This is a genomic window from Halomicrococcus pelagicus, from assembly GCF_050954125.1.
This window is the reverse complement of sequence record NZ_JBPBWC010000020.1, coordinates 72,905-92,363: the sequence shown is the minus strand read 5'-3', so window position 1 is coordinate 92,363 and position 19,459 is coordinate 72,905. Positions and strand designations below refer to the sequence as shown.

The following is a 19,459-nucleotide window of genomic DNA, read 5'->3' as shown; positions in this document are numbered from 1 at the left end:
GGCTGCCTTCGGGGACGCACGAACGGCGTGCTCTCCCACGAAGGAATCCTCGCGCTTCAGTGCGGGGAGGATGTCAAATTCGCCTACAGGATTCCACTCCCATCCTTGATGAGGCCTCAAGTCGAACTCCCTGTTATCGACTGATGTTCGACAATATCCTCGTCCCGACTGACGGCAGTGACTGTGCGCAGGCGGCAGTCGGTTATGCCGAAGACCTGGCAACGCGCTATGAAGCGAGAGTACATGCACTGTGTGTGGCCGATCCCAGAACGCTCGAAAACGCACCCCAGTCCGACCAAATCAAGCAAGAACGAGCGGAGACTGCAGAGAGAACCTGCAACGAGCTTTCGGAGAGTGGCGTCGAAGTCGAACAAGCCGTCCGTACTGACATCCCCCACAAGGCGATTCTGCGATACGCAACAGAACAGGATATCGATCTCGTCGTCATGGGGACTCACGGCCGGACCGGCGTCGAACGGTATCTTCTGGGAAGCGTCACTGAGAAGGTTGTCCGGCTATCGAATGTGCCAGTGTTGACAGTCAAAGCGAAAGACGACGGTGAAATCACGTACCCCTACACCGACATCTTGGTCCCGACCGACGGAAGCGAGGGGGCTGAGGCCGCTATTGGCCCCGCTGTCGATATTGCCAGCACCTACGATGCTCGCATACATGCTCTCTCTGTCATCGATACGATGGCGATGGGAACTGATGTCGGTTCGGGTGCAATCCTTGATGCGCTCGAAGAATCGGCACAGTCAGCGGTAGAAACCATCGAGGAGCAAGCTACCCAGGCATCCGTTACAGCAGTCGAAACTGCGATACAACACGGGTACCCATATCGAGCGATTCGCTCCTACGTTGAGGAGCACGATATCGATCTCGTCGTAATGGGAACTCACGGACGGAGTGGCATCGAGCGATACCTCCTGGGGAGTGTTGCCGAGAAAACAGTGCGGACGTCACCAGTACCTGTGATGACGGTTCGGCAGCCAGAGTGAACCAGCGGCTTTGGAAGTCATTGGTCAGTCTCACAGCATAGAGACTATCGTTCTCAACATTGACTCCGTCCTGAAGCGCTTCTCTGGTCGAAGGGCACCGAGTTTCTGTACTGACCATTGACCACTAAGTCGTCCCCCGGCGTACATCCCTAACCAATGGCTGTCTCCGCTTCGAAGGACACCGAAAGCTGGTATTCGCGGGGACTCGGCCAGATTTTCGACGCCCTTGAAGCCGAGCCAGGTGGTCTCTCGACCGAGAATGCCACAAACCGCCTCTCCGAATACGGACCAAATCGTCTGCCGAAAGTGAAGCCAGACACGGTCTGGCAGATCTTCCTCCGTCAGTTCAAGAATCCCCTCATCTACATTCTCGCTGTCGCGGCAATCGTCTCATTCGCTATTGGCGAGGAGACGGACGCCGGATTCATCGCTGCGGTACTGTTGGTCAACGCGCTCGTCGGCGGTATCCAGGAATGGCGTGCGGAGCGCAGTAGTCAGGCACTCCAGCAACTCATCCGCACTCGCGCGACGGTCATCCGAGATGGGGAGACACGCGACATCGATGGAGAGGAGGTCGTCCCAGGAGATGTTGTTGTCCTCGAATCGGGTTACCGCGTTCCTGCAGATATTCGTCTCGTTTCGACGCACAGCCTGGAGATCGACGAGTCAGCACTCACCGGCGAATCAGCCCCCGCCCTGAAAGACGAGGAGTGGGCAGGCGACGACCGGGCCGCGTTGGGAGATCGGCGCAATATGGCCTACGCGGGCACAGTCGTCAACCGTGGACGTGGCCGCGGTCTCGTTGTCGAAACCGGTGCCGATACGGTCGTCGGCCGACTGGCCGAGGACGTTACGGCCGTCGAGGGCGGGCAGCCACCTCTCGTGACGCGCATGGAGCGATTCACCCGTATCGTCGGACTTGTCGTGCTCGTCGCCGCGGCAATCACCGCTCTCCTCGGAATTTTCGTCCAGCAGTACGACGCCGTCGAGATGTTCCTGTTCGCCGTGGCACTGGCCGTGTCGGCGATCCCCGAAGGACTCCCCGTTGGTATCACCGTCGCGCTGGGTGTCGCTAGCCGGCGAATGGGAGGACGATGTGCGAGAGTTGTTTGAGGAGACTTCCGACCACTTCGGGCACGAGATTCTGGCGTTGGAGATTGCGGACGACCACCTACACCTGTTCGTCCAGTGCGACCCGAAGCACAGTCCTGCCGACATCGCCCAGCAGGTCAAGTCGTACTCGGGCAAGCACTTACGGAAAATCAAGGAGAAAGCCCCGTGCTTTAGCGCGGGGATGAATCCGACAACCCCTACGCAACCAACATTATCAAGTGGCCCGGCATCATACTGTAGTCCAAGCCAATCGCGTAAAGTATCAATCGGAAGACTCGGGGTCGCTTCCCGCCGACACGGACGGTTCCACGCCCACCACCTCGGTTCACAACGAGGTGGGGAGTCCGTGGTTGAGACTCGTTCGCCGTCCTCACAGAACCCGTAGCCCCGCTGGAATCGGGCGGTAACGCCCGTGTACGGGAGGGGGTGACGGCTTAACCAAAACCCGCCCCGTTCGCGGTTGCACTTCGCTACGAATCGGCGTGGCGGAGTTCGGTCGATGGCACGGCCCGTGTCACGCTCCTCGAAACGAAGGGTGTGAATCCCCCGCGTTCGCACAGTCCGCTTGGGACTGGGCGTGGGAGCGCCACAAGCAGGGCGACTCGCTAAGAGTCGGCGTCACCATGCGCTCACCGCCCTGACGTGGAGCGCACGAACCCGGTCTCCCATCGGTGGGAGGAAATTGCCCTCGGGGGCTTGGGAACGGTCCGATGCCCCACGCGGGAATCCTCGCCCTTCAGGGCGGGGAGGATGTCAAACGACGCAGTTCCCACCACTCGTATCTGATTCCTAACCCGGTTCCGAGGGTACCAGCAATGAGGACGGGACTCAGTATTATGAGCCCCCGCGGAAGGAGGGTTCCCCACACACCGAAGCCGAAGAGAACGAGCGGTGCTACCGCCAGAAGAAGAAAGCCCACGACCACTGGCGGCCAGGGCAGTGACCATTCACGTGCGTTCCAGTAACTCATCTGTCTTTCAATAAAATAGGTAAGTGAGCATTGACTATCACACCCACGCTCTTCCCCGTCGTCGGTGGTAGTCTCGTTCGTTTAACCGATACTCTGCCACCGACGGTGTCCGAACTCGTCTTGTTCGAATCTGAGGCGCTCATTTCCTGGATAGGTACTCTCTCGGTCGCCCTGTTCATCTCCCCCCGCGAAAACGGCGATGAGCGTTATTCGATTTCGAATTCGCCACCGTCCTCTCCGTCTTCCGGCCATTCGAGCTACTCACTCTCCGGTTCCAGCTTCTTGTTGGCCAGTAACCTCGTCCGGGGTGAGCTGGAAGAATCGGAATTCCAGCGTGAGGGGATGACTGTCGTACACGTCCACGAACGGGATTCTCACTCGCTGCATCACCTCAACGATGTCGGGGTCGAGTGCTGATTCCGTGATCTCGTCCAGTCTACCGGTTGCGATGACACTTCGCCAACCACGATCCGTCTCGTCGTACGTAACGAACGAAATCTCCTCGTCTTCATCGATAATTTCTCTCTTTCCGGCGTCCTCGGGACCGACGGCAAGCCGAAAATAGAAATCCCCCGTATCCGCATCGTATCCGTACGAAATCGGTCGGGTATACGGAGGGCCGTCGCTGGACGGAGCGAACGAGATGACACCCGTCCCACCACTACCCAAGAATTCATTCTGTTCTGCTGTGCTCATCTGTACCGAGCGAACGTCTTCCATACGAGTACTTCGAGTTGGACCGTCAAAAATCGTGTCTCCAAACTCTACCGAAGCTAAATGTGCGTCTTCACTTCTATCCCCCGCTGGTTTGCCTTCTCGGCAGCTGTCTCGACGATTTCTTCGGCTTCGGTGCGCGGTTGTCATCGCATCTCTGGCCTGTTCTTCGGGTGTTATTCGACGTTCCCGAACAGTCCTGTCGAAATCGGTGAGCTGGCCGCTATATGCGCCAGTATCGACCACGCTCAGTATGTGGACGGGCATGTCGAATTCGTCCGTAAGCCAGCGCTCGTGGTGAGCGGCCGCGTTCGCGTGTTGACTTCTGTCGACTGAATCGTGACGCGACACATGGTGCGCTCGAAGACGGGAAAGTGTTCTGTAGTCGCTCACTCAGCAGTACTATTGACGACTAATACTGGAACTTGGTCCGCTCGGAGGAGTGCCTCGGCCGTGCTTCCGAGGAGAATCGTCTTGAAGGCGGAGCGTCCTTTCGCGCCCACGACTGCGAGATCGATTCTCCGATTTTCGACGTACGTTAGAAGCTCTTCGTGCGGAACTCCCTCCCGAATCGAGGTGATGACGGAGACATCCTGCTCACCCTCTATGGCCGTCAGCGCTTCTTCTCCTTCCTCTCGAAGGTTCTGCCGTACGACATCGGAATCGACGATTGCATTATCGTACTCTGTTCTGGTTTCAATAACATAGACGGCGTGGAGTTCGGCTCTGTACTTCCGGGCCAGATCGAGAGCCTGGCGCGTAGCGCGTTGCGCATTGTCACTCCCGTCCGTTGCGACGAGAATCCGATCGTACATCGTATCCCAGTACGCGACAGGGAGCAAAGAACCAAGGGCTAGAACTCGACGCTCCTGAGTGCCTTCTATCACCCTCGCGCCAGAAGATTCACTACTAAGTTTCGTGTGGCCGTTCACGCCCTGGTTGCCCCTCGAACAAGCTATCAGAGACTGTCCCTACGCTGCCCGTTGATTCAAAAAAATGCAGGGAAGGAGCTGAGTCATAACGAAGAGACGAACGGGATCGGGTTGTAACGAGTGACCTCCTCCCCGTCGTAAACGACGGGGCTTCCCACAAGCCGAAGCCCGCTGCGTTGGGACCGTCCGTTTGCACACCGACGGGGTGCTGGCGGGGCCACGCCGCCGGTACTCCTATCCGGCAGTGGGGTTGGGGTTCTGCCCTGCTGACTCGGAGGTATCTTGGGTGTTTTGCGTCGGTCAGCACCCAGTCCGGTCACCGAACACGTAAATCTACCTAAGACGGCGATTCACGCCCGCCGTACACAGCGGTATTCTCTCGCCTATGAAAGATAGCCGGCAGCCAGAGGTTTTAACGTATCAAACGTTTGAAACCAGCAACCTCTGGCAGTCTGTGCTTCGGATACACTGTGAATTCCGTGCCATCCTCTCTGTCAACGAGCGTGAACGGTCCGAGGTCACGGCGTAGCGTCGGGACAGTCGCCCTGTCGCGTCGGGCACGCTCGTTTCTCACCCGCCTCAAACGTCCACGACACCATGATATCTGCGTTCGTGCTTCCGCCATGAGATACCTATTTTGCTCCAAATGAGACCTCGTTAACCTTCGAATCCGGACGTAGCCGGTCAGCCGAGGACGACCGGCCAGAGGAACCGGATGAGTAGGTACGCGACACCTGTCGTCAGCAGGATGACGACGGCGTCAAGCAGCGCGCCTGCACGGAGCATGTGTTCGCGTTCGATATACCCAGCACCGAAGACGATTGCGTTGGGGGGTGTCGCGACCGGCAACGCGAACCCGTAACTGGCAGCGATAGCTCCGGTCACTGCTAGAAGCACTGCTGCGAGTTCTTCCGATGTGCTGAGCGCTTCAGCGTACGCTGGTCCGATGTTGATGAGCAGCGGGGCGAGAATGGCGGCCATCGCGGTGTTCGACGCCAGTTCGCCGACGACGATCGTCATCGTGATCATGACGAGGAGGATCACGACGATAGAAGTTCCCGTGAGAGAACCGAGCGTCACTTCCGCGAGCCACACCGTCGCGTTCGTGTCGGCCAACGCGTTCGCCAACGAAATGCCGCCGCCGAGCAGCAGTAACGTCCCCCAATCGATGTCTGTCAAGTCGTCCCAGGCTGTCGCGCCGCTAACAACCAGTACAGGAATAGCGAGCAAGCCGACGAGAACGTAGAACAGCACCCCCTCGTGGCCAGCAGTTCCAAACACATTTCTCCCACCCCCGCCGAAGAGCGTGACGTACCACTCACGTGGGAGCACGTCTTCGAACAGGAATCCGAGCCCGCCGAGAAGCCACAGGAAGGCAGTTATTCCGAAAATTCCGACGGTGCGGCGTGCGCGAGTCGATAGCGCTCCCATCGAATGAAGTTGGTCACGGGCACGCTTCCGTGCGTGGCTTACATCGTACTGTTGGGGTGGGTACACGACGTACGTCAGGAGTGCCCACGCGACTGGGAGTGTGACAACTACCATCGGGAGCCCGATCGCAAGCCACTCGACGAACGTGATCTCGTAGCCGAGTAGTTGGTTCAGCTGGCCGACGACGATCGCGTTCGGCGGGGTTCCGATCAGCGTTCCGACACCCCCTAGACTCGCCGCGTAGGCGATCCCGAGCAACATCCCGATCTGGAGGTTCGATGCACCCGATCCGGGACGTCCCTCTCCTGCCTTCATCAGATCGGTGACGCTCTCGATGATCCCGAGGACAATCGGAACCATCATCGCGACCGTGGCTGTATTCGAGATGATCATCGAGAGAAACGCTGTCGCGACCATGACGCCGAAGACGAGTCCCCGGGCCGATGTCCCGAATCGGACGAGTAAAGCGAGGGCGATTCGTCGATCGATGGCGTGTTTCTGGAGCGCTTCGGCGAACATGAATCCCGCCAGGAGCAGGAAGATGACTGGATCGGCAAAACCCGCGACTGCAGCCCCGAAGTCTGGATAGACCCCGAACACCGTCAGAAGAATCGGGATAATCAGGGCTGTGAGCGGAAGCGGAAGCGCGCCAGTGACCCAGAGGACTGCCGCGAACACCATTGTTGCGACCGCATACTGGCCGGCAACAGTGAGTGACCCAGGGGTGGAGATAGTCGCAACGATACCCATCAAGAGTATGGCGAGCGTGATCGTCAGGACTCTAGTGATGTACTTCGATGACACAGGACTTACCTGTATGCATGTTAGCTGGTCGGTCGATGTTAGTATTACCTCTCCGCTGGTTCGTCACTCACCGACCCACAAACAGGAAGCGACCAGACCGACGTTCAGGACCGTCCCGAGCAAAACGAGAAGTACGGGTGCAATCTGACCTCGGTTCCCTTGCTACGTTGAAATCTGCACTAGAAATGGCGCGCTGAATAGAGGGAGTGCCAGAGTCAACCGCCTCGGGGTCAAGCCCCGTGGCATCCGCCTCGTACCGCCTGTGAAGACCGACAGTTTAGCTGAATTGAGGTGCTAAGCCGCCGTCCTCAACGAGCGAGCGGAGCGAGCGAGGAGGGAGGGGAGACAGCGCCGTCATCGTCTTTCGTACTCTCTCACCGACACACGTACTCCTCACACGGTCGAATTGTGGTAGTACGATGCTCACCACGATTCCGCCGGTGTTCAAGCGCGACACCAAGCGCGCATCGTCGGTTGTGGTCGAGTGTCCATTCGGTAGGAGTAGGACACTCCGAACCACCCGTAAAGGGAAGTCGCCTGCGGAGTCTGGAATCCCCGTGCCTTCGGGTACAGATCGATTGGTATTGTTCCACCTGTTTACAGAGCCGGCAAGAAGAATATCTCAGTTTGAGTTTGTTTGAACTACCTCCTAAATTGTTCATTTATAATAGTTAACTATTAGCACGATACAGATGGTAGTCCGTGATGTATGGTATCGCAAAACAAAGAGGGGGCGTATTTGGACCGACGCTCGTATCTGAAAGGCGTTGGCGGTGCGACCGCTCTGGGAATGACAGGACTGTCAGGGTACACGAGGCAGGATGACACACTCACAGTTGGCCTTTCGACACACTTCACGTCCGGAGCGTGGGTGACTGCAGTTGTCGAAGCAACACGATTCTACGCGGAAGACCAAGGATTTGACTACAACCTGTTTACCACCGGCGGAGAAAGCCAGAAACAGATTTCGGACATCCGCCAGATGGTCAATCAAGATTTCGACGGTATCGTTTTGATCCCGTTCAACTCCCAAGCGATTGCATCGGTTGTCGAAGAAGCAACTAACGCTGGTGTTCCAGTGTTCACGGTGGATATCGACGCTGCCACTGGTGCCGACAAGATGCACTTCTCGTGGGACGACGAAGCGGCGGCACGCCGCGCCGGTGAGATGCTCGTCGAAAATCTCCGACAGCAGAAGTCGGACCAAGACCAATACCAGGTTCTCGAAGTTCGTGCACCACCGGGACGCGACATCGCTCGCTTACGACATGAGCCGTTTGTGAACCTTATCGAGCAAACCGACGATGTCACTGTCGCTGATACAGTTGTTGGTGACTGGGTGCGTTCGACATCCAAACAGCGCACACAGGAGTGGATCAACGCTAACCAACCACCGGACGCTATCTACTCGGCGAATTTCCTGATGAGTCTTGGAGCCCTTTCGGCACTCCAGGAGATGGACTTGGCTGCCCCTCGTGGACAGGACGACCACATCGTGATGACGCAACTTGACGGGTCGCAGAACACACACGAAATGATCATGGAGGGATTCATCGACGGCGCCGTCGACCAGCCGAATTACTTCTACGGCCCGCTTGCATTGGCGTATCTCGAACGGTACGTCAACGAAGGGGAATCAGCGCTTCCGTCGGAAGGGTCGACCGTGACCTCGACGAAAGAGCCGGTTACCGAAACAGGTAACCAGACCACGACGGCTACGAACGCAACGACGACTGCGAGTAATGGTGGTGGCGAGACGATCAGTATCGAACCTGCTCAGCATCGAGGCGTCGAACTCTGGCAGGCACCGATTTGGTCACCCGCCACGGTCGGTCGAGCGTTGAACCATCGTCAGTTCGTCACGAGTCACGTCGAGATCACCGAGGAAAACGCTGACGCGCCGTATCTGTGGGGGAACATCTGGGGACCTGACGCGTCTGTCGAGTGACGTCCCCTCCTAGCCGTATATTCACATCCATGAGCACTGTCGACGCCATCAGACGGTCGGTCGATATCGACGAGTTCCTGCTACGGATGCTCGAGAACATGATTTGGCCGATTCTGCTGTTGATGTCGCTGGCTATCTGGCTGGTCGTCCCCCGGACGTTTACGAACCTGCGGTCGTTCGAATTCATTCTCCACGGGTCGGTCGGACTTGGGTTCGTTGCACTCGCGGAAGCCGTCTGTCTCATTTCGGGGCACTTCGATCTCTCCGTCGGCTCTATCGCCGGGTTCTCCGCAATGTTGGCGGGGCTCATCGTCTCGGCGAACAAGTGGGCTCTCGTTTCGGATCCGTTCGTCGGTGTTCTCGTCATTCTCTCGATCGGGTTGGCTGTCGGTCTCGTGAATGGCGTGATGGTCGGGAAAGTGGGCATCAACCCATTCCTACAGACGCTTGCGTTCCTGATCATCCTTCAAGGCGCGAAGCTCAGCTTGAGTACGATTACCGTCACGGGATTACCGGAGGGGTACGTCGAGATCGGGAATTCAGCCGAGATTTCGGTCGGTCTGCTCGTCCTCACGTTCGTCCTCGTCGGGTTAGTGATGAAGTACACCTCGTTCGGACAGGCGATCTACGCAGTCGGGAGCGATAAGGAGGCGGCGCGTGCGGTCGGTATCAACACCGAACGGATGATAATCGCGGTGTATGGTATCAGTGGCGTGCTCTCCGCTGCTGGTGGTCTGATGCTCACTGGTTTCATCAGCGTCGTCCCGCCGACGATCGGTGACGAACTCGTCTTCCCGGCGTTTGCGGCCGCGGTCATCGGTGGCGTGAGTCTCTTTGGCGGTCGTGGAAAGGTCACGGGCGCGCTTGGCGGTGTACTGCTTCTCGGAGTCATTCAGGCCGCCCTGAACATCAGCGGAACGCCACCCGAGCAGGTAACGTTGGTGAACGGCCTCGTGCTCCTTGGCGCGATTTTGGTGTACAGCTCGCGGCGTCGGCTGCGCGAACGCATTCTCTCACAGCAGGTGGAGCCACGTGACTACGGACGATAATCTCGAAACAGCTGCGGTGGACGCTCGAGACGGTCCGTCCGAGAAAGCTCGCTTCGAGAACGTCACGAAACAGTTCGGACGAGTGATCGCCGTCGAAGACGTGACGCTGCCGGTTTACGAGAACGAAATCCTCGCCCTCGTTGGTGACAACGGGGCAGGGAAGTCGACGCTGATGAACGTTCTCTCGGGCGTCCATCGGCCGACGACCGGTCGCGTTATCTTCGAAGGAGAACCGGTACAGTTTTCGAATCCGAACGACGCCCGCAAGCGCGGTATTGAGACCGTCTATCAGGATCTTGCATTGATGGACGATCTCGACATCGCGACGAACATCCATATGGGGAAGTTTCCGACACGGTTTGGTGTTGGCCCGGTTGAGGTTATCGACTGGAGCCAGACGTACGATGATACAACCGAGATTCTGGAGTTTCTCCAGCAGGACATCCGACCGACGACTGAGGTGGCATTTCTGTCTGGCGGCCAGCGCCAACTCGTCGCAGTGGGGCGGTCGCTGCTGTTCGATCCAGAGGTGCTCATTCTTGACGAACCGACGAGTGCCTTGTCCGTCGCAGGGACCGAGTTAGTCCACGAGACGATGCATCGGTTGAAAGAGGAGGGGCATACCCAGATCGTCGTGAGTCACAACTTGGAGGACGTGTTCAGTCTCGCGGACCGCATCGCTGTGATGTATCGTGGGCAGCTCGTCGCAACCGTCGATCCAGACCAGACTGACAAAGCGGCGGTGGCCGACATCCTTCGAAGCGGACGACCGCCGTCTTAGCTGGATACAGGCGCTAAGCCCCTGTCCTCAACGATCAACGTAGGGCGAAGCCCGAGTAGCGCAGTAGGGCGGGGATATAGCGCCGTCATCATCCGTTCATACATGTTCTATTGCAGGCCCACGGCCCACGTCCACCGACGATTGTATACGTGTGGCGTGCATAGCATGCATTACGGTGAAACGGAAGACGATTACTATTCGGGAGGACCAAGACGAGTGGATTGAGGACCAACACCTCAACCTCTCGTCGTTCGTCCGAGAGCAGTTGGACGAACTTATCGAAGAACGCGAGTAACGCCATGTACTACGCCTACAAATACCGCCTCAAGCCGTCCGACGCCCACCGCGAGGCGTTGGACCGCCACCGCGATATTTGTCGGCAGCTGTACAACCACATGCTCTACCGCCTCAACGAGTACCAAGACGAACACGGTGAATTGCCGTCCATGACCACGCTACGGTCAGAGCTACCCGACCTGAAGCAGTGGTGGGATGGCCTCTCGGACGTGTACTCGAAGGTCCTCCAAACCGTCGTGGAACGGCTGTTCGACAACCTCAAAGGACTCTCCAAACTCAAGGAGAACGGCTACGGCGTCGGCCAACTCAAGTGGAAACCGCTACGGGAGTTCCGAAGTTTCACGTACAGTCAGTCTGGCTTCAAGCTCGACAAGAAGGGCGGTCAGACTGTCCTCTCGCTCTCAAAACTCGCGGACATCCCGATACGGCTTCACCGACCCATCCCCGACGACGCCACGCTCAAGCAGGTCACGGTCAAAAAAGAACCGACGGGCGAGTGGTTCGCCACATTCGGCGTCCAAATGGACCGTGAGACCCCCGAACCGCCCGAGAACCCCGAGCAGTGCGTCGGTATCGACGTGGGCATCCTGAAGTACGCCCACGACACAGACGGGTACGCCGTCGAATCGGTTGACCTCTCGGACGAACGCGAGCGGTTGGAACGCGAACAACGAAAACTCTCGCGGAAGCGACACGGGTCGAACAACTACGAGACCCAACGGCGGCGCGTGGCGGAGTGTCACGCCGACCTCCGACGCAAGCGCCGCGACTTCTTGCACAAGCTCTCGAACTACTACGCTCGGGAGTACGATCTCGTGGCGGTCGAAGACCTCAACGTGAAGAGGATGATGGAGTCGCCGTCGACCAGCCGCAACACTGCCTCTGCCGCGTGGCGGACGTTCCTCTCGTTGCTCGAATACAAGTGCGAACGAGCAGGAACACACTTCGTGGCGGTCGAACCAGCAGGGACGACCAAGGAGTGCGCGGCGTGCGGCATCTCGACGGAGAAGCCGTTGTGGGTCCGTGAACATTCGTGTCCGTCGTGCGGGTTCACCGCCGACCGAGACTGGAACGCGGCGTGGAACATTCTGTCTCGCGGTGCGAAACAAGTAGGAGCGGGACGCTCCGAATCACCGCCTGTGGAGACTGCGCTCCCGACGGAAACCACTACGGTTCCTGCAAAGCGCGTCATCGAAGCAGGAAGCCCTACCCTCAAGGAACGAGCCGCGTCAGCGGTGAGTGAGTAGGGTAGGGTAGTTCACCAACCCACCCACCGTTCACGGCGCGTTTCGCCCTGCAAAGTCGTGATTGGGTCGAAGAGCGTGGTCGATCGCTCCAGAGGACTTATGCACAATCGTGGGCGATGATAACGTGAACCATGACAGATTGGGGGAGTGAATCAGCGACCGAGATGGGGGATGAACCGACGTCGTTTCCGATGTACATTGCCGGCGAACCGACCGATAGTGAGAGCAACGAAACCTTCGCTGTCACGAATCCGGCAACAGGAGACACCCTCGGTGAGATGCCCGCTGGGACGCGAACAGACGCACAACGAGCGATTGACGCGGCACGAGATATCCAGCCAGAGCTCGAATTCATGACAGCGTTCGAACGCGCCGAACTCTGTCACGAACTTGCCGACGCCATCGATGTAAACAGCGATCGGTTGGCTGAATGGCTGACGAAAGACCAGGGAAAGCCACTCGCCGAGGCGAGAGTCGAGGTCGACCTTTGTGCGAAGGAGTTTCGGAACGCAGCTGAGGACGTCAAGCGCGACGAAACAGAGGTCATCCCGTCGGAAGACGCTGGAAAACATATCTACACTCTCCGAAAGCCGCACGGTGTTCTTGGCGTCATCACGCCATGGAACTACCCATTGAACATTCCGGCAGAGTATCTCGCGCCCGGCCTCGCCGCCGGGAACAGTGTCGTCTGGGTGCCAGCACCAACCACCTCAGTCGTCGCAACTCGACTACTCGACGTGTTTTCGGACACATCACTGCCTGACGGCGCACTCAACCTAGTTACTGGCGAGGGGCCGGTTGTTGGGAACGAACTCGTCGTCAACGATGGCACTGATGTAATTGGATTTACGGGAAGTCCCGAGACGGGTGAAGCGATTGCGAGGGATGCCGGAACGAAACCAACTCTCCTCGAACTCGGGGGGAATGGCCCTGTCATTATTCTCGATGACGCTGATCTTGATGCGGCGGTCGAATGTACGTCCTTTGGGTGTTTCAGCAATGCCGGCCAGATCTGTTCTGCGAGCGAGCGCATTCTCGTCCATGAGGATGTCCACGACGAATTTGTTTCTCGGCTTGCCGACCACGCACAGCAGTTGTCACTCGATGACCCGATGGCTGAGGGAACGGATCTCGGCCCGCTCAACAACGATGCTGTCGCCGACAAGATGGACCGTCATATCGCCGACGCGAAAGAACAGGGTGCGACAGTCGTTGCTGGGGGGAGCCGTGCAGAGAACATGCCGACGGATCGGTACTACCAGCCGACCGTTCTCGACAACGTAACAACCGAGATGGCGGTAAACTGGGAAGAATCGTTCGGGCCGATCGCTCCAATCATCTCGTTCGAAAGTTATGACGAAGCGATAGCAATCGCCAACGGAATCGAGCTTGGACTCACGTCCAGCGTCTTCACCAGTAACATCGAACTGATGCACTACTTCACTGAGCGCATTGAAACCGGCATCGTCAACGTCAACGATAGTAGTGCGTACTGGGAGATTCACACACCGTTCGGCGGTTACAGTGGCAAGAACAGTGGCCACGGACGAATCGGTGGGAAGTACTCACTCGAACAACTCTCACAGATCAAGACGATTGCTGTCGATTACGAGAACGCAAAGTCACCGCTCGATCAAGGCAGCGACACAGATTGAATCCAAATCAATTGGCGGATTAGGTGCTGGCCGTCGTTTGATCATGGATCTCCTGGATGATGTCTGCGAGAGCTTCGCAGAGCTGGTTGAAAATCTGCTTTCCTTTCTCTGCACTCGCCAATTCAGGGTCACCAATCACGCCGGACGACGAGTACGCCGTAAACGGTCGATAGACGGATAGTGATCCGCTTTCCACTAAGTCGACCGAAGCTCGTTCGTATGGTTCATCGGGATATTCGCCCTCGATGCTGTCTTCGCGAACGAGTTCGGGGCGAAGATGCATGAGAAGCGAAGTCTCGAACTCGCCTCCGTGCGCCATGCCACCGGAGTCGCTCTCTCGGATATCGTCGACGAACGATTGCGCGAGCTCGAAGTACGTTAGATCAAGAATTTCGTGGTCAGGATGCGTGACACCAATGGCACTGGTTGCAGCATCGACGAGTGATTTATTCCCCCCGTGGCCGTTGACCAACAGCAGCGCATCGAAGCCACTTTCCAGTGCCGAATCAGCAATCTCCTCAAGGACATGAAGGAGCGTCTCGTTGTCGAGGGTGATGGTGCCGCCGAATGGTAAGTGGTGAGGCGAGTAACCAGTCCAAACAGGTGGAAGAGCAAGCACGGGAAGATCGCCGGCCACTTGTTTCACACTCTCAGTGACGACGGCATCGACCAGGATTGTGTCAGTAGCGACTGGCAAGTGCTTTCCGTGTTGTTCGAGGCTTCCGACCGGTACGACGAGAATCGAGCCACTCTCGGCTGCAAGACTAGTGATTTCGGACGCAGTTCTCCCGGCCCACGAGACATCTATTTCACCGAAATGCTGGTAAATCATGTGACCGTAATCGGGCCGCAACTGCAAAAACCCGAGCGTCAATTACGGAAGTGCGAGGAGAAAGCTCCGCCGTAAACGGCGGGGGTGAATCCGACAACCCCACCACAGACCACGTTCGATGTGCAGGACGGCTGTTTTAACTCACCTAATCCCGTACTATTAGTCGACCGAGGCGGCCTGCCCGCCCACTTACTCGGACAGTATCGGGATTCCCTGATTCCACCCAGAAAGCATCCTCTTTCTGTGGTGGGACTTCGGGGTGCAGTCAGCAAAAGTACCTCCGAATCCCCTGCCGGGAGAGGAGTAACGGCTGATTGGCACAGCCAGTAGCCGTCCAACGCGGTGGCTACAAACCGTAAACATCCCATCCCAGCGGCGCGGTGCCGTGGGAATCCTCGCCCTTCAGGCCGGGGAGGATGTCAACTAGCACCTCGGCGATGCGGTCGGTCAGTTCCTTGGAGACGTGGTGCTCAAGTCTATCGGCCTCGTCGTGGACATCGGCCCAATCGTAGTCAAGCTGTTCGGTCAAAAACGCTTCGAGGAGGCGGTGGTGCCGGAGGATCTCGAGAGCGACGAGTTTCCCCTCCTCTGTGAGTGTCACGCCCTTGTACTCCTCGCGGTCGACCAGGCCGCGTTCTTCGAGCTTTTTCAGCGTGGAGGAGACGGTCGGCGCGGTGACCTCGAGGTGGTCGGCGAGAGCTGAGGTCGACACCCGCTCGTCGCTGTCGCTCTCGATGGCGTAAATCGCCTTGATGTAGTCCTCCATAACCGCGCTCAGTATTCCTGCCGACACGTCCGACTGTCCCCCTTGTCGCTTCGAGTGCGACCGTCACTTGGCGAGTCGCCATCACTGGCTGTGACCATCAGTCATCCCCCGTCCCGGTGCCGACATCGGCGCTGTCGGACTCAATGCTACCCATGTCGGGCGTGGCCTGTTCACCACGGACAGATTGAACTTTGCCCAGCGCGACGGCGCAGATGTAGATTCCTACGGCGACGAGGACGATGACCCCACCGGCCGTGACACCGCTGTAGTAGGCGACAGCAATGCCCAGCAACACTGCGAGTTCCGCGAGGACGACTGAGACAACAAGCGATTCGGAGAAACTACGGGATACCTGGGTCGCGCCCGCGACTGGAACCACGAGCATCGCCGCGACGAGGATGACACCCATGATCTGCATCGCGCCGACCACGACCATCGCCGTCAGCATCACCATCACCCGGTTGTACCAGTTGACGGAGATGCCGGAGACAGCGGCCGCGGTTTCGTCGAAGGTCACGTACAGGAGCTGATTGCGTGTCACGGCCACCGTCCCGACGATGACGGCGAACAGCACCAAGAGGATAGCTGCGCTCTGGGGCGACACCGTGGAGAGGTTGCCGAAGAGGAACTGATTGACGCCGACAGCGAGCCCACCCGCGTTGAGGCTGATGAGCGTCGTCCCCAGCGCAAACCCGGTCGACAGGACGATCGCCATCGAGACGTCGTTATAGGCGTCCGTGACCTCGGAGATGAGTTCGATGAACAGCGCGGCGATCATCGCCACGACGACGGCGGTGAGATAGGGCGACACCCCCAAGTCGATGACGGCGTTCAGGAACAGCCCGACGGCTACCCCGGCGAACCCGGTGTGAGCTAGCGCGTCTCCGATGAGCGCGAGCTGTCGGTGGACGAGGAACGTCCCGATGAGCGGCGCCATCACGCCGACGCAGAGCCCAACGAGTATCGCCCGGTGCATGAACCGGTAGCGCGGGTTCAGCATCTCCAGACCCGTAAAGTAGTACACCCAGTCCATCAGCCAGTACCACTGCTCCAGGAACCACAGGAGGACGCCGAAGACCAAGTCACCGATGGCGCCCAGCCCGCTCTGTAGCGGGAGCACGACCGACAGGTCCACGGTGGCGAGGACACTCGCCGTGAGCGTGGCCGCCACGCCTGCGCTCATTCGTCCACCCCCGTGAGAAACCGTACCTCGGTTCCGAATGCCCGGGCCAGCGCGTCGCTTTCGACGAACTCGTCGGTCGGACCGTCGAAGTAGACCTCGCGGTTCAGGCAGACGACACGGTCGGCGTGCTCAACAACCGCCCCAAGGTCGTGCTCAATAAGTATGATAGTGATGCCCTCAGCGTTGAGCGCCGCCAGCAGGTCGTAGAAGGCGTCAACCGATTCGGCGTCGACGCCGACAGTCGGCTCATCCAGCACGAGCAAGTCAGCCTCGCTCGCCAGCGCCCGCGCGATGAACGCGCGTTGGCGTTGGCCACCCGAGAGCTGCGTGACGCGCCGGTCGGCGAACGCACTCATCCCGACGGTCGCGAGCGCGTCGTCAACGATGGCCCAGTCCTCGCTCGACAGTCGGCCAAACCCGACATGCGGGAATCGACCCATCTTCACCACTTCGCGGGCGGTGATAGGCATCTCCTTCGCGGCGCTAGCCTGTTGGGCGACGTAGCCGATCCGCTCGCCGTCGTCGAAACGGTCGGCACGTTCGCCGAACAGATGTGCTGTACCCGTGTCGGGCTCAAGTAGACCCAACATCAGCTGCATCAGTGTCGACTTCCCAGACCCGTTCGGCCCCACGATGGCGGCGTACTCACCCGAGTCGATGGTCAGCGAGACATCCTCGACCACGGGTGTCGCTGTGTAGCCGAAGGTGACGCCCGCGAGATCGATGATTGGCTCGTTCATCGTGGTGTCCGAGTCAATCTCGGGGGTTGTCCGTTCGTCTGTGCCGGCCGCCGTCGCGGAATCGGTATCCTGTGTGCTCATATCGGTTCGAAGTTCCGCCACTGCTCGAGCCAGCCCTCCGAGGGGGCCGCGTCCTCGAGTGTCTTGTTGCCGAGGACAATCTCGAACGTGGGCATATTGATATTGTAGGCGATCTCCTCATAGCCCCAGTTCTCCTCGACCCACTCCTCACGGACACCGGCGTACGGCGTCACGGGGAGGTACGCCTCGACGTCCGTCTCGCGGACGAGCTGCTGGGCCGGGCGCTGGGACTCGAAGACCCCGTTGGCGATATACCTGATGTCGTTCTCGCGGATGACCTTTGCCGCCTCGCGGATGTCGGCGGGCTTAACGTCGCCGCTCGCCGCGAGACTCGTCACTAGCGGTCGCATTCGCACGCCATAGCGCACCCCGATGTACTGGAAGGCATTGTGCGCGGCCAGCTGGACGATGTCGCGCTCGGCTCGGTCGAAGATAGCCTCGTAGTCCGAATCGATTTGTTCGAGCACCTCGGACTTGTACGTCTCGGCGTTCTCGCGGAAGGCATCGGCGTGTTCCGGGACGACCTCGGCGAACCCGTCGGCAATGTTGTCGACGGACTGCTTTGCACGACGGGGATCCAGCCAGAAGTGCGGGTCCTTCCCGCGCTGGGCGCCGACGCCCTCCTCCTCACGATCGAGGGTCGCGGCGAGATTCACTAGGTCGATGCCCTTCCGGGCGTTGATGAGCGCCGTGTCCACGTTGTCTCCTTTGATTGTGTGGATGGCGCGGTCGGCCCAGGGTTGGAAGTCTTCCCCGACGTGGATGAACGCGTCTGCCTCGATGATGCGCTGGGTAATACTGGCGTTGGGCTCCCAACCGTGGCCGTGGAGTCCCGTCGGGACGAGGTTCTCCACCGTCAGCGGGGTCCCGTCGGCGATCTGTCGGCCGAAGTCGAAGAAGCTGAAGAACGAGGCTACGGCGATCGGTCCGTCGCTTCCGTCGTCACCGTCACTCCCGGTCTGTGCCGGTGCGCTCGGCAGTGCCGTGCACCCGGCCAATCCCACAAGTGTCGCCGCACCGCCAGCGCGTAGCGCGTTGCGTCGCGTCACTGCTCGTTCATCGTGCACCTTGCATGTCATAGACCACCACCAAAGCTATCGATTAGACGCATCTAATCTCTTTTTTCTAGCGGCGCACTTGTAGATTGTGATTCCAAAAAATATTGTGACCGGACCGCACGAGTCGGTACATCGTCCGTGCGAAAATACCGCCACTCACTCCGCTCCATCATCCGACCCGACCAAACCGTACTCAATCTCCTCTGCTCGGTCGTATTGGAGTATCTGAACCACAGTGCTCGACGACAACGAGCGCGGATCTTGAATCTGACGAGAAGGCACAGAAACGCGCGCAGTCCGAACAGTTCAGTTTCGCCGTCGACGCCCCCGGAATGGTCGACGTGACGAATGAGAGCTATGAGAACCCCGATGACCACCAATACATCGTCATTCTGGACGACGGGACGGAAGAGGCACTTGCCTGCACCTATCACGTCCACCGGCACGCTCACTGCAAGCACATGGCCGCCGTCGAAGACGCGACCGCCGACGGCTCACTCGACGCCGTCCCCACTGACGACGATGACGACACGAGTGACGACGGGCCGCGCGTCACTGGCCCGCACGTCGGCCAGGACACGTACCGAAACATCGACCACCGCTACTGGCGCTGCGAGCACTGCGGGACTGAGACCACTGACAAAGACATGCTCAAGGATTGCTGCTAACCACCTCTCTTCCTGTTTGTATGACTCGCCAACAGACGTTGCCCGACGTCGCCGACTAGTGCACGCTCACCTCACAGCATCGACGAAATGACCATGATGACTGCGATACTGTAGCGAAGATACAGGCAGCTCTGCTCGACCGAGCACGAATGCACGCGGGCGATATCGCTGCCGAGCACTTCTCCGAGT

At 58.8% G+C, this 19,459-nt stretch carries 15 protein-coding genes and 2 pseudogenes; 9 read left to right on the top strand and 8 right to left on the bottom strand.

From position 1 onward, the window contains the following. The first annotated feature begins 143 nt into the window (after positions 1–143). The 3 genes and pseudogenes from ACRYA2_RS22995 to tnpA all read left to right on the top strand — a co-directional run. A complete protein-coding gene (locus ACRYA2_RS22995) occupies positions 144–1,001 on the top strand; it encodes a universal stress protein (protein WP_433633449.1) in 858 nt (285 codons plus the stop codon). A gap of 156 nt (positions 1,002–1,157) precedes the next feature. Further along, on the top strand, positions 1,158–2,114 hold the full coding sequence (locus ACRYA2_RS22990; RefSeq protein WP_433633447.1) for an HAD-IC family P-type ATPase: 957 nt from the start codon (positions 1,158–1,160) through the stop codon (positions 2,112–2,114). Next, positions 2,089–2,256, top strand: a pseudogene (gene tnpA, locus ACRYA2_RS22985) (IS200/IS605 family transposase); the annotation flags it as partial. The gene ACRYA2_RS22990 and the pseudogene tnpA, both read left to right, overlap by 26 nt. 1,089 nt (positions 2,257–3,345) lie before the next feature. Here tnpA and ACRYA2_RS22980 read toward each other — a convergent pair. The 3 genes from ACRYA2_RS22980 to ACRYA2_RS22970 form a co-directional block, all read right to left on the bottom strand. Further along, complete coding sequence (locus ACRYA2_RS22980) at positions 3,346–3,804, bottom strand: pyridoxamine 5'-phosphate oxidase family protein (RefSeq protein ID WP_433633445.1); 459 nt, start codon at positions 3,802–3,804, stop codon at positions 3,346–3,348. 383 nt (positions 3,805–4,187) lie between these two features. After that, the gene (locus ACRYA2_RS22975) at positions 4,188–4,613 is read right to left on the bottom strand and encodes a universal stress protein (protein ID WP_433633443.1); all 426 of its coding nucleotides are present in this window, start codon (positions 4,611–4,613) and stop codon (positions 4,188–4,190) included. A gap of 801 nt (positions 4,614–5,414) precedes the next feature. Further along, positions 5,415–6,965, bottom strand: coding sequence for an SLC13 family permease (locus ACRYA2_RS22970; protein ID WP_433633441.1), 1,551 nt, complete (start codon positions 6,963–6,965; stop codon positions 5,415–5,417). A 709-nt stretch (positions 6,966–7,674) separates the two neighbouring features. On the opposite strand from ACRYA2_RS22970, the gene ACRYA2_RS22965 reads away from it, so the two are divergent. The 5 genes from ACRYA2_RS22965 to ACRYA2_RS22945 all read left to right on the top strand — a co-directional run bounded on the left by ACRYA2_RS22965 (position 7,675) and on the right by ACRYA2_RS22945 (position 13,942). Further along, positions 7,675–8,913 carry a sugar ABC transporter substrate-binding protein gene (locus ACRYA2_RS22965; RefSeq protein WP_433633439.1) on the top strand — a complete coding sequence of 413 codons (1,239 nt, stop codon included), beginning with the start codon at positions 7,675–7,677 and terminating at the stop codon, positions 8,911–8,913. A 29-nt stretch (positions 8,914–8,942) separates the two neighbouring features. Further along, the gene (locus ACRYA2_RS22960; RefSeq protein WP_433633437.1) at positions 8,943–9,962 is read left to right on the top strand and encodes an ABC transporter permease; all 1,020 of its coding nucleotides are present in this window, start codon (positions 8,943–8,945) and stop codon (positions 9,960–9,962) included. Beyond that, positions 9,946–10,743 (top strand): ATP-binding cassette domain-containing protein, encoded by a 798-nt coding sequence (locus ACRYA2_RS22955; RefSeq protein WP_433633435.1) that lies wholly within the window; start codon positions 9,946–9,948, stop codon positions 10,741–10,743. The genes ACRYA2_RS22960 and ACRYA2_RS22955 overlap by 17 nt, the downstream gene beginning before the upstream one ends. A 299-nt stretch (positions 10,744–11,042) precedes the next feature. After that, complete coding sequence (locus ACRYA2_RS22950) at positions 11,043–12,287, top strand: RNA-guided endonuclease InsQ/TnpB family protein (RefSeq protein ID WP_433633433.1); 1,245 nt, start codon at positions 11,043–11,045, stop codon at positions 12,285–12,287. Positions 12,288–12,418: 131 nt separating this feature from the next. Next, positions 12,419–13,942, top strand: a complete 1,524-nt coding sequence (locus tag ACRYA2_RS22945; RefSeq protein WP_433633431.1) for an aldehyde dehydrogenase family protein — start codon at positions 12,419–12,421, stop codon at positions 13,940–13,942. Between the two features lie 19 nt (positions 13,943–13,961). Here ACRYA2_RS22945 and ACRYA2_RS22940 read toward each other — a convergent pair whose 3' ends face one another. The 5 genes and pseudogenes from ACRYA2_RS22940 to ACRYA2_RS22920 form a co-directional block, all read right to left on the bottom strand. Further along, the gene (locus ACRYA2_RS22940; protein WP_433633429.1) at positions 13,962–14,774 is read right to left on the bottom strand and encodes a creatininase family protein; all 813 of its coding nucleotides are present in this window, start codon (positions 14,772–14,774) and stop codon (positions 13,962–13,964) included. Between the two features lie 382 nt (positions 14,775–15,156). Beyond that, positions 15,157–15,540, bottom strand: a pseudogene (locus tag ACRYA2_RS22935) (metal-dependent transcriptional regulator); the annotation flags it as partial. 97 nt (positions 15,541–15,637) lie between these two features. Beyond that, entirely contained in the window at positions 15,638–16,723 is a 1,086-nt protein-coding gene (locus ACRYA2_RS22930; RefSeq protein WP_433633427.1) for a metal ABC transporter permease, read from the bottom strand. Continuing rightward, positions 16,720–17,544 (bottom strand): metal ABC transporter ATP-binding protein, encoded by an 825-nt coding sequence (locus ACRYA2_RS22925; RefSeq protein ID WP_433633425.1) that lies wholly within the window; start codon positions 17,542–17,544, stop codon positions 16,720–16,722. The genes ACRYA2_RS22930 and ACRYA2_RS22925 overlap by 4 nt, the downstream gene beginning before the upstream one ends. Next, on the bottom strand, positions 17,541–18,623 hold the full coding sequence (locus tag ACRYA2_RS22920) for a metal ABC transporter substrate-binding protein (protein WP_433633423.1): 1,083 nt from the start codon (positions 18,621–18,623) through the stop codon (positions 17,541–17,543). The genes ACRYA2_RS22925 and ACRYA2_RS22920 overlap by 4 nt, the downstream gene beginning before the upstream one ends. A 311-nt stretch (positions 18,624–18,934) precedes the next feature. On the opposite strand from ACRYA2_RS22920, the gene ACRYA2_RS22915 reads away from it, so the two are divergent. Next, complete coding sequence (locus ACRYA2_RS22915) at positions 18,935–19,270, top strand: DUF8118 domain-containing protein (protein ID WP_433633421.1); 336 nt, start codon at positions 18,935–18,937, stop codon at positions 19,268–19,270. Positions 19,271–19,459: the final 189 nt, after the last annotated feature.